The 14,337-nt window shown below is 62.0% G+C and carries 10 protein-coding genes; 5 read left to right on the top strand and 5 right to left on the bottom strand.

Annotated elements, in window-relative coordinates; translation table 11 throughout:
* Positions 1 to 97 precede the first annotated feature (97 nt).
* Positions 98 to 730 (top strand): flavin prenyltransferase UbiX, encoded by a 633-nt coding sequence (gene ubiX, locus SOP97_RS18375; protein ID WP_274086443.1) that lies wholly within the window; start codon positions 98 to 100, stop codon positions 728 to 730.
* Positions 723 to 1,022 carry a YceK/YidQ family lipoprotein gene (locus tag SOP97_RS18380; RefSeq protein ID WP_274086442.1) on the top strand — a complete coding sequence of 100 codons (300 nt, stop codon included), beginning with the start codon at positions 723 to 725 and terminating at the stop codon, positions 1,020 to 1,022. Before ubiX ends, SOP97_RS18380 begins: the two co-directional genes overlap by 8 nt.
* 7 nt (positions 1,023 to 1,029) lie before the next feature.
* Here the strand turns inward: SOP97_RS18380 and SOP97_RS18385 are convergent, their stop codons facing one another.
* From SOP97_RS18385 to SOP97_RS18405, 5 genes are all read right to left on the bottom strand, one after another.
* The gene (locus tag SOP97_RS18385; RefSeq protein ID WP_274086441.1) at positions 1,030 to 1,896 is read right to left on the bottom strand and encodes an MBL fold metallo-hydrolase; all 867 of its coding nucleotides are present in this window, start codon (positions 1,894 to 1,896) and stop codon (positions 1,030 to 1,032) included.
* A gap of 83 nt (positions 1,897 to 1,979) precedes the next feature.
* Positions 1,980 to 3,158, bottom strand: a complete 1,179-nt coding sequence (locus SOP97_RS18390; protein WP_274086440.1) for an acetyl-CoA C-acetyltransferase — start codon at positions 3,156 to 3,158, stop codon at positions 1,980 to 1,982.
* 122 nt (positions 3,159 to 3,280) lie between these two features.
* Positions 3,281 to 5,053 (bottom strand): acyl-CoA dehydrogenase C-terminal domain-containing protein, encoded by a 1,773-nt coding sequence (locus SOP97_RS18395; RefSeq protein ID WP_322950422.1) that lies wholly within the window; start codon positions 5,051 to 5,053, stop codon positions 3,281 to 3,283.
* 120 nt (positions 5,054 to 5,173) lie between these two features.
* On the bottom strand, positions 5,174 to 6,544 hold the full coding sequence (locus SOP97_RS18400) for a solute carrier family 23 protein (RefSeq protein WP_322950423.1): 1,371 nt from the start codon (positions 6,542 to 6,544) through the stop codon (positions 5,174 to 5,176).
* Positions 6,545 to 6,659: 115 nt separating this feature from the next.
* Entirely contained in the window at positions 6,660 to 8,282 is a 1,623-nt protein-coding gene (locus SOP97_RS18405) for an acyl-CoA synthetase (RefSeq protein ID WP_274086437.1), read from the bottom strand.
* A gap of 243 nt (positions 8,283 to 8,525) precedes the next feature.
* On the opposite strand from SOP97_RS18405, the gene SOP97_RS18410 reads away from it, so the two are divergent.
* From SOP97_RS18410 to SOP97_RS18420, 3 genes are all read left to right on the top strand, one after another.
* Positions 8,526 to 10,823 carry a PAS domain-containing sensor histidine kinase gene (locus tag SOP97_RS18410; protein ID WP_274086436.1) on the top strand — a complete coding sequence of 766 codons (2,298 nt, stop codon included), beginning with the start codon at positions 8,526 to 8,528 and terminating at the stop codon, positions 10,821 to 10,823.
* A 78-nt stretch (positions 10,824 to 10,901) separates the two neighbouring features.
* Positions 10,902 to 11,549: a response regulator transcription factor gene (locus SOP97_RS18415; RefSeq protein ID WP_411912086.1), complete on the top strand. Its 648-nt coding sequence runs from the start codon at positions 10,902 to 10,904 to the stop codon at positions 11,547 to 11,549.
* 119 nt (positions 11,550 to 11,668) lie between these two features.
* Positions 11,669 to 14,299 carry an EAL domain-containing protein gene (locus SOP97_RS18420; protein ID WP_322950424.1) on the top strand — a complete coding sequence of 877 codons (2,631 nt, stop codon included), beginning with the start codon at positions 11,669 to 11,671 and terminating at the stop codon, positions 14,297 to 14,299.
* Positions 14,300 to 14,337: the final 38 nt, after the last annotated feature.

Below are 14,337 nucleotides of genomic sequence, written 5' to 3' on the forward strand. Positions count from 1 at the left end.
GGTGCGGTCAATAAGTGCGTAGCCCGGATGCAGTCCGGCTACGTGGTTGCTGTGCGGCTAGTCGCGCAGTCGTTTCCCCAAAAATCGAGGAGCTTCGATGAGCGGTCCAGAACGAATTACTTTGGCCATGACCGGTGCCTCCGGCGCGCAGTACGGTTTGCGCCTGCTCGATTGCCTGGTGCGGGAAGACCGCGAGGTGCACTTTCTGATTTCCAAGGCCGCGCAGTTGGTGATGGCCACCGAAACCGATGTCAGCCTGCCGAGTAAACCGCAGGCCATGCAGGCGTTTCTCAACGAATACACCGGCGCGTTGCCGGGGCAGATTCGTGTGTACGGTAAGGAAGACTGGATGGCCCCGGCGGCCTCCGGCTCCGGTGCGCCCTCGGCGATGGTGGTGGTGCCGTGCAGCACCGGCTCGCTGTCAGCGATTGCCAATGGCGCCTGCAATAACCTGATTGAGCGCGCGGCGGATGTGGTGTTGAAGGAGCGTCGTCAGCTGATTCTGGTGCCGCGTGAGGCGCCGTTCTCCAGCATTCATCTGGAAAACATGCTCAAGCTGTCGAACATGGGCGCGACGATCCTGCCAGCCGCGCCGGGCTTTTATCACCAGCCGCAGACCATTGATGACCTGATCGACTTTGTCGTGGCGCGCATTCTCAATTGTTTGGGTGTGCCGCAGGACATGCTGCCGCGTTGGGGCGAACACCATCAGACCACCCCGGATGAATAAGCCACTGGCGCGTGCCACCGTCGCTGTGCTGTTGGGGCTGACCCTTAGCGGTTGCGCCACTGTGCGCACTCTGGACGCGGCCAAACCGGGCGCGCCAGTGGTGTACGCCGGTACGCGCCTGGATTGGTATGCGCTGCAAGGAGGCTGCTGCGCCACTGATCGCTTCGGTGCTGAAGCGCCGGCTTACCCGGCAGTTGATCTGCCGGTCAGTGCCTTGCTCGATACCCTGTTGCTGCCGTTGTCCTTGGCCACCGCCATTGGCCTTAACCTGGGCATCAGCGGCGGCTTGTAAGGGGCGTTTAGCTGTCCAGCTGGCAGGCTCGGGGCATGGCCTGCTGCAGGCCGTAGCGGCCTTTTTCATCACGGCTTACGCGGCCCATAGCGGTATCCGGGTCGTGGGTAAAAACCAGGCGACCGCCGCGTGTATACAGGTCGGCCAGCAGGGCTTCTTTCTCTTCAATCAAGCCTTCGGGGAAGCGGTCATAACCCATGGTGATCGGCAGGTGCACCCACGGTGCGCCGGGGATCAGGTCGGCGGGGAACACCACCGGGCCATCGGGCATGGCGACTTCGGGGATCAACTGGCCGGGGGTGTGGCCGTCGCTCCAGTGCAGGCGCCAGTCCGCGCCCAATAGCTCACAATTCTCGGTTTCATCGACCAGGTGCAGGCGGCCGCTGGCTTCGAGCAGCTCCAGCAACTCCGGGATATAGGATGCGCGGTCGCGGGCATGGGGCTGGTAGGCGCGCTGCCATTGGCGCCTGCCGGTGATGAACTGCGCATTGGGGAATAGCAAGCGGGCCGGTTGGTCGTCTTCCCAGGCTGCGAGCAAGCCGCCGGCATGGTCAAAATGCAGGTGGGTGAGCACCACGATGTCGATGTCGGCATCACTCAGGCCCGCCGCAGCAAGGCTGTCGAGCAGCACATGACGCTCTTCCTGCACGCCGAAGCGCTGTTTCATTTCGGGGCTGAAAAACGCGCCGATGCCGGTTTCAACCAGGATGTTGCGGCCCTCCTCTTGCACCAGCAGGGCGCGGCAACCGAGGTCGATGCGGTTCAGTTCGTCCGGTTTCATCCAGCGTTGCCACAGGGCTTTCGGCGCATTGCCGAACATGGCGCCGCCGTCGAGTTTTTGGCTGTTACCGGTCAGGGTAGTCAGGGTGCGCATGGCTATCTCTTGTTGTTGTGTGGGCTTGCAGTCAGGGTGCATGGCGCGGTCGCCCGGCGCCATTGCACCTTGGTTGGACGGGCTTAACGCTCGATGGCCAGCGCCACGCCTTGGCCGCCACCTATGCACAGGGTGGCCAGGCCTTTGTGAGCGTCGCGGCGGATCATCTCATGGATCAGGCTGACCAGAATCCGGCAGCCCGACGCGCCGATCGGGTGGCCGAGGGCGATGGCGCCGCCGTTGACGTTGACCTTGGCGCTGTCCCACTGCAGCTCGCGGCCGACCGCAATGGCTTGGGCGGCGAAGGCTTCATTGGCTTCGATCAGGTCGAGTTGCTCCAGGCTCCAGTTGGCTTTCTCCAGGACGCGGCAGGTGGCGAACACCGGGCCGATGCCCATAGTCGCCGGGTCGACGCCGGCACTGGCATGGGCCTTGATCCGCGCCAGCACCGGCAGGTTCAGCTCGGCGGCTTTAGTGGCGCTCATCAGCAGCACAGCGGCCGCGCCGTCGTTGAGGGTGGAGGCATTGCCAGCGGTGACGCTGCCGTCACGTTTGAAGGCCGGGCGCAGTTTGCCCAGGGCTTCCAGGGTGCTGCTGGGGCGCGGTTGTTCATCGGTGGCGACGATCAGGCTGTCACCTTTGCGTTGGGGGATCTCAATCGGGGTGATTTCGTTGGCAAAGCGCCCGGCTTCAATGGCGGCGCAGGCGCGCAGCTGCGAGTGCGCGGCGAAGGCATCCTGCTCGGAGCGGCTGATGCCGTACTGCTCGGCCAGGTTCTCGGCGGTGATGCCCATGTGGTAGTCGTTGAAGGCATCCCACAGGCCGTCGTGGATCATCGTGTCGACTAACTGGCCGTGGCCCATGCGCAGGCCATTGCGTGAGCCGTTCAGCACGTGTGGCGACTGGCTCATGTTTTCCTGGCCGCCGGCGATGATCACCTCGGCGTCGCCACAGCGAATCGCCTGGGCCGCCATGATCACGGCCTTGAGGCCGGAGCCGCAGACTTTGTTCAGGGTCAGCGCGGGTACGGTGTGCGGCAGGCCGGCTTTGAGTGTGCTCTGGCGGGCCGGATTCTGCCCGGCACCGGCGGTCAGTACCTGGCCGAGTATCACTTCGTCGACTTGTTCGGCGGGCAGGCCGGTGTCGGCGAGCAGGCGGCGGATAACGGCAGCGCCCAGATCAACAGCGCTCACGCTGCTCAATGCGCCCTGAAAGGCACCGATAGCGGTGCGGGTGGCGGCGACTATAACGACTTCTTGCATGTGCTTCCTCGTGCTGCCGGGGCAGCCAGTGGCTCGAATAAAAAAACGCGACGCCCTTAATGGACGCCGCGCAAACGCTCAACCGGTGTTCGCAGTTCCCGCCAGGCAGGGGCGGGTTGGCGTCAGAATTGCTCGGCGCGCAGGCCGTACAGTGCGTCGCTGCCTGCGCGAATGCTGGCTTCCAGGGTCAGGATGCGCGGCAGCAGGCGGGCGAAGTAGAACTCGGCGGTGGCCAGTTTGGCGCTGTAAAACGCTTCGTCTTCGCTGCACTTGGCCTGCGCCACGGCGGCCATGCGCGCCCACATCCAGGCGTAGGCGGTGTAGCCGAACAGGTGCAGGTACTCCACCGACGCTGCGCCGGTTTCGTGCGGGTTGCCCGCGGCACGTTCCTGCAGCCAGCTGCTGGTGCGCTCCAGGCGCTCAACGGCATCCAGCAGAGCGGCGGCATACGGCGCGTCGGGCTGCTCGGCGAAGCGGCGAATCTCGGCGGTGAACTGGCGCAGCGCCACGCCGCCGTTGGCGATGATCTTGCGCCCGAGCAGGTCGAGGGCCTGAATACCGTTGGTGCCTTCGTAGATTTGCGCGATGCGCACGTCACGCACCAGTTGCTCCTGGCCCCATTCGCGGATGTAACCGTGGCCGCCGAACACCTGTTGGCCATGGATGCAGCTGTCCAAGCCCGTGTCGGTAAAGAACGCCTTGGCGACTGGCGTGAGCAAGGCCACCAGGGTTTCGGCTGTTTGGCGCTCGCTGTTGTCGTCGCTGAATTTACTCAGGTCGAGCTGTTGGCCGACATAGCAGGCAAACGCGCGGCCACCTTCCGTAAGGGCTTTCATGGTCAGCAGCATGCGCCGTACATCGGCGTGCACGATGATCGGGTCGGCGGCTGTGTCCTGGGCTTCTGGGCCAGTGGCTGCGCGGCTTTGCAGGCGTTCGCGGGCGTAGTCACGAGCGGCCTGGTAGGAGGCTTCGGCGCAACCAATGCCCTGGATGCCGATGGACAGGCGCTCGTAGTTCATCATGGTGAACATCGCCGCCAGGCCTTTGTTCGGCTCGCCGATCAGGTAGCCGGTGGCGCCGTCGAAGTTCATCACGCAGGTGGCCGAGGCCTTGATACCCATCTTGTGTTCGATCGAGCCGCAGCTCACGGCGTTGCGCGCGGCTAGGCTGCCGTCGGCATTGACCAGCACCTTGGGCACCAGAAACAGCGAGATGCCGCGTGCGCCAGCCGGGGCGTCGGGCAGTTTGGCCAGCACCAGGTGGATGATGTTTTCGGTGAGGTCCTGCTCGCCGCCAGTGATGAAAATCTTGCTGCCGCTGATCTGGTAGCTGCCATCGGCTTGCGGTTCGGCCTTGGTGCGGATGATGCCCAGGTCAGTGCCGGCATGGGCTTCGGTCAGGCACATGGAACCGGCCCAGCGGCCTTCGTACATCGGCGGCAGGTAGGTGTTTTTCAGCTCTTCACTGGCGTGCGCGTCGATGGCCAGGCAGGCGCCGGAACTCAGTGCCGAATACAAAGCGAAGCTGGAGCCAGCGGCGTAGAGCATTTCTTCAAATGCCACGGCGAGCATCTTGGGCATGCCCATGCCGCCGTAGGTCGGGTTGCCAGACAGGCCGACCCAGCCGCCTTCAATGTAGGTGGCATAGGCTTCTTTGAAGCCTGCCGGGGTGCGTACATCGCCTGCAATCCATTGCGCGCCTTCTTCATCGCCGCTGCGGTTGAGCGGGGCGATCAGGCCGGCCGTGACCTTGGCGGCTTCTTCCAGAATGGCATCGGCAGTATCGGCATCGACGGTTTCAGCCAGTGCCGGCAGTCGAGCCCATAGGCTCGGGGCGTCGAACACTTCATGGAGGACAAAGCGCAGGTCGCGCAGCGGGGCGTTGTACTCAGGCATCGGCAGTTTCTCGCACAGATGCCGCGCAGAGCGCGGCGATTTAAACGCCCCTGGCGTTATTGCACCCGGGGCGTTGCAGGAATAAGCAACCCGACCCGCCGCGCGGCGGGCCGGGTACGGTTACTCGGCCTCGGCTGGGCCTTTGACGGTGTTTTTAGTGGTGAACTTGAGCAGGTGCGTGCGCTCAACCAGGATGTACAGCGCCGCACCTGCAGCCAGGCCCCAGCCTGCGCCGTAGACGGCCAGTACCACACCCATGGTGCCGGCCACGCCGCGCTCGGTGTTGTTGCTCAGCTGCTCGAAACCGACCATCAGGCAGATGTAGCCGGTGAGAATCAGGGTCAGCGACAGGGCAATCGGCAGTACTGGCTGGAAGAAGCTCACCAGCGGCAGGGCGAACAGGGCGATAAACCCGGTGATCCAGAAGGTGCCCGCGCCGCTATAGATCGAGTCCATGGCTTTGCGGCCGTACTTGTAACGCTCGGCCATGGTGGCCGCGACGGCTGTCCACAGCGGCCCAGCCAAGCCCGGATACGGGGCGAAGAAGGCATGCAGGGCGTTACGCAGGGCGGTGACCAAATGCACGCGGTCGATGTTGTTCTCGATCACTTCGTCAGTGCGCAGTTCATCGGCGCGCTGCATCAGCGACTGGCCGACGATGATGTCGCCAAACGCGATGACATAAGCGATAACCGCAGTAGGCACGGCCAGCAGGAACACATCCAAACCGGGGAAACCAACGCTGAACGGCAGGTAGTTCCACATCTCGGCGAAGGCTGGCGCGGTGATGCCGAATTTCACATCAGGCATCTTGTATTCGCCAACAGCAATGCCGATGAAAATCGCGATCAACATACCCGGCACCATGCCGTAGTTGACGATTTTGCGCGCCAACGGCACGCGCTCGGTGAGGCCTTTAAACGACACCGAAAACATCAGGTACAGGCAGATCAGGCTGCCCAGCACCAGGGAAATCGGCGTGTTGGCCAGGCGGCCACCGGTGGAGATTTCGCCCATCAGTGCCGCAATACCCGCTCCGATGATGATCCCGCCCTTCATCGAGTTGGGAATCAGCTTCACCAGGGTGCTGCCCAGGCGCGTGACGCCGAGGAACAGGAAGATCACGAAGACCAGAAATTGCAGGGCAAACAGTGCCTGAATGGCCTCGGGGCCGGGTTTGAAATTGCCGAGAAACAGCAACACAACCGGAATGCCGGGGGTGATCCAGCCGGGCACGAAGGGCACGCCGAGCAGCGCAGGCAGCATAAAGCCGACACCACACACCACAACATAGGCGAGGGCCACGTCGTAGGGCAGGCCGAGGTATTTTTCCAGCAGCGGGATCATCGCCAGGCTGACCACGAACATGATCAGCGCTTGCAGCATCTCCGCGGTTTCCCAGCGGTAGTGGACAAAGGGCAGGCGCACTTTGAACGGGCCGACTGGCCAATAGGGTTGTTCATCCCCGTCACGGCGTTTAAATAGTTGCATTGAAGCTCTCCGTCGGCCAGTGGCCGGTTTTTGTTGTTGTGGAAACGGTTGTTGCTAACGCATTACTACGCCACCCAATGGGTGGCGCAGTGAGCGGTTAGGTGGCGTGGCGCCGTTACAGGGCCTTGGCCATATCGCGCAGAACGAACTTCTGGATCTTGCCGGTGCTGGTCTTCGGCAGTTGGGTGAAGACCACGGTTTTTGGCACTTTGAAACCGGCCAGGTGTTCGCGGCTGAAACTGATGATGTCCGCCTCGCTGACCTGCTGTTGGTCGGCCTTGAGGGTGATAAAGGCGCAGGGGGTTTCGCCCCATTTCTCGTCTGGGCGAGCCACCACGGCGGCTTCGAGCACGCCGGGGTGACGGTAGAGCACGCCTTCGACCTCAATGGTGGAGATGTTCTCGCCGCCGGAGATGATGATGTCTTTGAGACGGTCCTTGATTTCCACGTAGCCGTTCGGGTGACACACGGCCAGGTCGCCGGTGTGGAACCAGTCGCCGGCAAAGGCTTCAGCGGTGGCGGTGGGGTTCTTCAGGTAGCCCTTCATCACGGTGTTACCGCGCATAAAGATTTCGCCGATGGTTTCGCCATCGCGCGGGGTCGGCTCCAGAGTTTTCGGGTCCGCCACCATCACCCCTTCCAGGGTGGGGTAGCGCACGCCCTGACGGGATTTGAGTACCGCGCGCTCATCCAGCGGCAAGGCGTCCCATTCGGCGTGCCAGGCGCACAGGGTCACCGGGCCGTAGACTTCGGTCAGGCCGTAAACGTGGGTGACCTGGATGCCCATTTCTTCGACCGCACCAATCACTTTGGCAGGTGGCGCAGCCCCGGCAACCATGGCCTTAACCGGATGGTCGATGGCGGCTTTGGCTTCGGCTGGCATATTCACCAGGGCATTGAGCACGATCGGGGCGCCACACATGTGGGTGACTTGCTCGCTGCGAATCAGGGTGAGGATTTTCGCCGGGTCGACGCGGCGCAGGAACACATGCACACCCGCCAGAGCGGTGATGGTCCAGGGGTAGCACCAGCCGTTGCAGTGGAACATCGGCAGGGTCCAGAGGTACACCGGGTGGTTGCCCATGGCCCAGGTCATCTGGTTGCCCAGCGAGTTCAGGTAAGCGCCACGGTGGTGGTAGACCACTCCCTTGGGGTTACCGGTGGTGCCGGAGGTGTAGTTGAGGCTGATCGCCTGCCACTCGTCTGCCGGCCACTGCCAGGCAAATTGCGGATCGCCTTCGGCGAGGAAGGCTTCGTAGTCGAGGTCGCTGACCGCTTGGCCTTCGCCGTACTCGGGGTCATCGACGTCGATCACCAGTGGCGGATGATCAAGCATGCCCACGGCCGCGTGGATCACGTCATAGAATTCGCGGTCGGTGATCAGCACCTTGGCTTCGCCGTGCTGCAGCATAAAGGCGATGGCCTCGGCATCCAGGCGCACGTTGAGGGTGTTGAGCACTGCGCCGATCATCGGCACGCCAAAATGCGCTTCGAGCATCTGCGGAATATTCGGCAACATCACCGCTACCGTATCGCCCTTGCCGATACCGCGACCGGCCAGGGCCGAAGCCAGGCGGCGGCAGCGTGCGTAGGTTTCACTCCAGTCACGGCGGATCGAACCATGCACCACGGCCGGGTAGTGCGGGTAAACACTGGCGGTACGTTCGATAAAGCTCAGTGGTGAGAGGGCAATATGGTTGACGGCGGCAGGCGCAAGGCCCTGTTCATAGATCGACATGCGAATACCCATGCAGGTTGGATGCTCGGGCCATTGTGCGGGTAGTCTTACGCATAGGCCCGGTATTGTTCTGGGTCTATTTATATATCTGATGGTTTGTATATGGAAGTTAAACCATAGTTGTATAGTATTTATACTATATTGTTTTTCTGGCGATTAGCCCTTGGTCGCTTTGCATTTGCCGGCTGCCGGCCTGATGCTGCGCCGCCTCGCGCAATAAGTGGCCGATAGGAATGAAACTGGATGAATGAGATCTCCGTGCAGCTGCACAGCTGGTTGTGTATGCAACGTGAGTGCTTGCCGCTGGCGGTGCGTGCCGATGCGCTGTTACGCGCCCTGCATGCCTGCCCGGAAGTGCGCCAGGCGTTTTTTTTGCGCTGGCAAGCGAGCACGGCGATCTACAGCCATGAAGGCAATGCGCCGCATCTGCCGCCGGGCTTTGGTGACCCGCTAGAGGCCAGTGATCAGTTGCTGTTTGAGCGCTTGCAGCAAGAGCCTCGGCTGGACTTGGGCGCATTGCGTCAACTGCCATGCTGGCTGGCGGGGCGAGTGCGGCGTGCCGGGCTCAACCATGGCCAGGCGCTCGCCCTGGCGCTGGATGAAGGGCAGCCCGGTTTACTGCTGATTGAGTTGCAGGAACACGCCGGCAGTGACTGGCTCGGGCTGGTGCATCAATTACTGCTGGCGGTGCTCGCCAGCCTGCCGCAGCAGGCGCGTGGCAGCCGGTTGCTGGGCAGTGACCCGCAGCCCAGCCTGTTGTTGGATATCGACGCGCGGCCGCTGCAACTAAATGCCGCCATGCACACACTGCTGGGTGAGCAACCGCTGGCGCAGGTGGCCGATTTGTTGCCGGTCAACGCGCCACAACTGGTGCGCGCCTGTTTGCAGCAGGGGCGGGCCATCGAAGCGGTTGAGGCGCAGCATGCCGGCCAAGTGCTGATGTGGACCTTTATGCCCGACGCTGCCGAGCAGCAGGTGCTGGCGCGCTGTCGACCGGCGACCGCTCAGGTGCAGGCTGAGCGTGAAGCGGCCAAGGCCAGCCGCCTGTACCGCTTGATTACCGAGAACACCACGGACCTGATCTCCCGGCACACCCCCGATGGCTGTTTTCTCGATGCCTCGCCGGCCAGCTGGACGCTGCTCGGTTACTGGCCGGAAGCTTTGCGTGGGACCTTGGTGCAGGCGCTGTTTCATGAACAGGACCAGCAGCATCTGGTCGATACCACCCGTGAAGCCCTTGAGCAAAACGGCTATCACACCATGACCTACCGGATTCGCCATCGCGATGGTCATTACCTGTGGTTTGAAACCGCCAGTCGCGCGATCCGCGAAACCTATACCGGCGCGGTGGTTGAAGTGGTCAGCGTGTCGCGCGACATCACCGCGCGGGTCCTGGCCGAAGAGAACAAGCGGCGTCTGGCTGAAGTGGTGGAAGCCAATACTGACCTGGTGCTGTTTATCGACCCCAGTGGGCACCTGACGCACCTCAATCCGTCTGCGCGGCATGCCTTGAATATTGAGGATCAGCAGCCGTTGCCGGCGCTCGAAAAGCTGCTGGCACCCAGCGATTTTCAGCAGTTACAGCGCCACGGTTGGGCGGCTGCCGATGCGGCCGGGGTGTGGAGCGCCGAGGTGCGCCTGCTGCCGCTGGGGCCGCGGGCTCATCTGCCGGTGTCGCTGGTGCTGCTGGCGCACCGCGGCCGCGATGGCGAGCATTACTACTCGCTGGTGGCGCGCGATATGACTGAGCGTGAGTTGCGTGAGGCCGAACAGCGACGCCATCAGGATGAGCTGGCGCACACGGCGCGGCTGGTCACCCTCGGCGAGCTGGCTTCTGGTATCGCCCATGAGATCAATCAACCGCTGGCCGCGGTGGTCAACTACGCCAGCGCCAGCCAACGCTACCTCAAGGCGCTGGGCGCTAACCCTGAGGCGGCGAGTAAGGTGGCGCAAGGGCTGGAGCGGATCAACGAACACGCCAACCACGCCTCGGAAGTGATCAAACGCTTACGCGCTTTTCTGCGCAAAGGTCAGCGCCGCACCCAGGCACTGGATATTGCCAGCGTGGCACGCGAGGCAGTGCGGCTGTGCCAATGGGAGGCGAGTAATTGGCAGGTGACCATCGATGAGCAATTGGCGGACAATCTGCCACCGGTGTATGCCGACCGGATTCTGCTGGAACAGGTGCTGCTCAACCTGCTGCGCAATGCCATTGACGCCAACCGTGAGGCTCACCCCGGCCACTCTTCGCGTATCGAACTCAGTGCCGCCGAGCAGGATGGCCAACTCTGTGTGCGCGTGTGGGATCAGGGGCCGGGTGTGGCGCAGGGTGAGTTGGAGCATATTTTTACCCCGTTCTACACCAGCAAGGCCGAAGGGCTGGGGCTGGGGCTGTCGATGAGCCGCAGCATCATCGAAGGCTTTGGCGGCGCGTTGGAGGCGCACCCTGGCACGGCCGGCGGCTTGTGCCTGGAGTGCCGCCTGCCGTTGTTACGTGGTGAGGACGCCGAGGCGCTGGCTGGGGTTGCCGAGCGCGGCTAAAGCCCCTCCCACCAGCCGCAAATGGTTTGAGGCTTTAGCCGCAACACAGCGAATGCATAACAATAAAAGGAGCAGGGCATGAGCCTGCAGATGCAACACCAGGTTTATGTGGTCGACGATGACCAGGGCATGCTCGACTCCACCGTCTGGCTGCTGGAGTCCGTGGGGCTCAAGGCGCTGCCGTTCACCAGCGGTCAGGCATTTCTCGATGCCTGTGATACGCACAGCCATGGCTGTGTGCTGCTGGATGTGCGCATGCCAGGCATGGGCGGGCTGAATGTGCAGGACGCAATGCGCGCGCGCGGCATTGAAATGCCAGTGATCTTCGTCAGCGGGCATGCGGATGTGCCCATCGTGGTGCGCGCCTTCCGTGCCGGCGCCGTGGACTTTATCGAAAAGCCCTATAACGAGCAGTTGCTGCTCGACAGCGTGCAGCAGGCCTTGAGCCATGCGCCGGCGGCGGAGCAGGCGGACCCGCGCTTGCAGGCCGTGGAAGCGCGCCTGGCCAGCCTCACCCCGCGTGAACGTGACGTGCTGCTGCCGTTAGTGCGTGGCTACACCAACCGTGAGATGGCCGAGCAGCTGGATATCAGCGTCAAAACCATCGACCTCTACCGCTCGCGGGTGATGAAGCGCATGCAGGCCGAAACCCTCGCTGATCTGGTGGGGATGGCGATTGCCGCCGGGCTGGTGGACGCCTTGCAGCTGCGCGGCGAGCAGCCGTGACCTGAGCCTGGCTGCCGTGGGCTGGGTACCTGAACATTGCGCATTCGTGAACCATGCTCAGTTGCTATCATTTATGGCCTAGCTCGCACGCTCTACCCACGCCTAACCTGGATAACTGAATGCTTCTGGAACTGATCAATAATGCCATTTTGCTGATTATGCTGTGTTGGATGCATGGTTTGATGACGCGTTATCTGGATGAAAACTTGATCTCCGGCAAGCTGCTCTCCGGAGTGTTGTTTGGCGCGGCCTGCGTGATCGGTATGGCATTTCCTTTCACGCTTGAGCAAGGCTTGATCTTCGACGCGCGCACCGTGGTACTGAGCATGGCGGCCTTCTTCGGTGGGCCACTGGTGGGGTTGATTGCTGGCGCTATTGCTGCGGTTTACCGCCTGTGGCTGGGCGGTGTGGGCGCAATGCCGGGGCTGCTCAACATTCTCATGCCGGTGCTTATGGGGTTGGCGTATCGCCGCCTGCACATGACGGGCCGCGTGCCATTCAGCGTGTTCTCGCTACTGATTTTTGCCGGTCTTGTGCAGTGCTTGCAGTTCGCCAACCTGGCCTTATTACCCTCTGAGCAGTTTGCCGCGTCCTGGCAATATGCGGTTTGGCCTTTATTCTTGGTCTTGACCCCTGCAACCGTGGTGCTCGGTTATCTGTTGAAGGATATTCGCCGGCAGAAGCGTGACCGTGAAGCACTGCGCCAGAGCGAGGCACAGTTGCGGGCGATTACCGAGGCGGTGCCTGACCTGTCCATGGTGCTGGATGAGGATGGCCGTTATGTGAAGATCAAGGCCCCCGACAGCGACCTGCTGTTTTCCGGCGGTGCCGGCTTGCTGGGTCGGCTTATGGCGGATGTGCTGCCAACCAGTCAGGCCGAGCTTTTCATGCAGTTGATTGGGCGCACCCTGGCCAGCGACCAGGCGCAAAGTATTGAATACGACATGCAAACGCCGGCGGGGCGGCGGGTGTTTGAAGGCCGTGCGCGGCGTCTGGATATTAAGGTGAATGGCAAGCGGGCCTTGGTTTTTATGGCGCGCGACATTACCGAGCGTGTTGCGCTTGAGTTGGATCGACGCATCTCTGCCATTGCCTTTGAGTCGCCCCAAGGCATGCTGATTACTGATGCCAGTACGCGCATCCTCAAAGCCAACCGGGCCTTCAGCGAGATATCGGGCTACAGCCTGGAAGATGTTGTTGGGCAGCCCACACGCATGCTTGGTTCGGGGCGTCAGGGCCCGGAGTTTTATCAGGCTATGTGGCGCAGCCTGCAAGAAACCGGGCTGTGGGAAGGCGAGATATGGAATCGGCGCAAGTGCGGTGAGGTCTTCCCCGAGTGGTTGACCATTGGTGCCGTGCATGATGAAAACGGGCTGGTGACGAACTACGTGGCCTCGTTGGTGGATATCAGCGAGCGCAAAAATGCCGAACAGAAAATCCTCCATCTGGCTTTTTATGACCCCTTGACCGGCCTGCCCAACCGCCGCCTGTTACGTGATCGGCTTGAGCAGGCCACCGCGCTGTGCCGCCGCAATGGGCATTACGCGGCGTTGATCTTTCTCGACCTGGACGACTTTAAAAACGTCAACGATGTCTATGGGCATCAGGTGGGGGACGAGTTGCTCTGCCAGGTGGCCGAACGGTTAAAAAGCGCTTTGCGTGAGCTGGATACGGTGGCGCGCTTGGGCGGTGACGAGTTTGTGATCATGCTTGAGGGCTTGGAACCTATCGCCGAAGACGCCGGCTCCCAGGTTGAACACATCGGCAGCAAGCTGATGCTCGCCTTGCGAGAACCGTATGAGGTCAATGGTCAGCACTTCTTCAACAGCGCGAGCCTAGGCGCCGTGTTGTTCAACGATGAGCAGCAGTCGGTGGATGAGCTGATGCAGTGCGCCGACCTGTCTATGTACAGTTCCAAATCAGCCGGCAAGGACACCTTGAGCTTTTATGACCCGCGTATGCAGGAGGTGGTCAGTTTGCGCCTGCAGCTGGAGCAAGATATGCGCCGCGGCCTGGCTGACGGTGAGTTTGTGCTGTACCTGCAGGCGCAAATCAATCAGTACGGCGAGTTGCAGGGCGCGGAAGCGCTGGTGCGTTGGCAGCATCCGCAGCGTGGCTTGCTGGGGCCGGGGACATTTATTGAAATTGCCGAGCGCAGCGGGCTGATCGCCGAGCTTGATCTCTATGTGCTTAAACAAGGCTGCAGTTTGCTGGCGCGCTGGGCCTGTGAGCCGCGGTTGGCCGGGTTGAGCCTGTCGGTGAATATCAGCAGCCGGCTGCTGTTTAAGGACGACTTTATCGACATCTTGCATCAGGCCTTGGCTGACAGCGGCGCCAACCCGCAGCGCTTGAAGCTGGAAATTACCGAGTCGCTGTTGCTGACCGACAAGAACGAGGCGGCTGTGCGCATGCAAACCCTGCAGGCCATCGGCATTCGGTTCTCCATCGATGATTTCGGCACCGGCTATTCATCAATGGCCTATCTGCAGCAGTTACCGCTTGATCAGTTGAAGATCGACCAGTCGTTTGTGCGTGATTTGCCTGGCAGTTCCAGCAGCCTGGCGATCGTGCGGGCAATTTTGGCGTTGGCTGAGAGCCTGGGGCTTGAAGCCATTGCCGAGGGTGTGGAAACCCAGGCGCAGCATGAGGTGCTGCTGGCGAATGGGTGCAAGCACTTCCAGGGTTATTTGTTCAGCAAGCCGATTGCCATTGATGCGTTTGAAGCCCTGCAGCTGTGTGAATCGGTGTAATCGTGGCGTGCTCGCTGAAGCTTGCAGCAGGGGCTGCC

It is taken from the genome of Pseudomonas spirodelae (assembly GCF_034653255.1).
Taxonomy (GTDB): domain Bacteria; phylum Pseudomonadota; class Gammaproteobacteria; order Pseudomonadales; family Pseudomonadaceae; genus Aquipseudomonas; species Aquipseudomonas spirodelae.

Excerpts from the sequence above, each read along its gene's own strand:
- ubiX (WP_274086443.1), top strand. The coding sequence starts at position 98 with ATGAGCGGTCCAGAACGAATTACTTTGGCCATGACCGGTGCCTCCGGC.
- SOP97_RS18380 (WP_274086442.1), top strand. The coding sequence starts at position 723 with ATGAATAAGCCACTGGCGCGTGCCACCGTCGCTGTGCTGTTGGGGCTG.
- SOP97_RS18385 (WP_274086441.1), bottom strand. The coding sequence starts at position 1,896 with ATGCGCACCCTGACTACCCTGACCGGTAACAGCCAAAAACTCGACGGC.
- SOP97_RS18390 (WP_274086440.1), bottom strand. The coding sequence starts at position 3,158 with ATGCAAGAAGTCGTTATAGTCGCCGCCACCCGCACCGCTATCGGTGCC.
- SOP97_RS18395 (WP_322950422.1), bottom strand. The coding sequence starts at position 5,053 with ATGCCTGAGTACAACGCCCCGCTGCGCGACCTGCGCTTTGTCCTCCAT.
- SOP97_RS18400 (WP_322950423.1), bottom strand. The coding sequence starts at position 6,544 with ATGCAACTATTTAAACGCCGTGACGGGGATGAACAACCCTATTGGCCA.
- SOP97_RS18405 (WP_274086437.1), bottom strand. The coding sequence starts at position 8,282 with ATGTCGATCTATGAACAGGGCCTTGCGCCTGCCGCCGTCAACCATATT.
- SOP97_RS18410 (WP_274086436.1), top strand. The coding sequence starts at position 8,526 with ATGAATGAGATCTCCGTGCAGCTGCACAGCTGGTTGTGTATGCAACGT.
- SOP97_RS18415 (WP_411912086.1), top strand. The coding sequence starts at position 10,902 with ATGAGCCTGCAGATGCAACACCAGGTTTATGTGGTCGACGATGACCAG.
- SOP97_RS18420 (WP_322950424.1), top strand. The coding sequence starts at position 11,669 with ATGCTTCTGGAACTGATCAATAATGCCATTTTGCTGATTATGCTGTGT.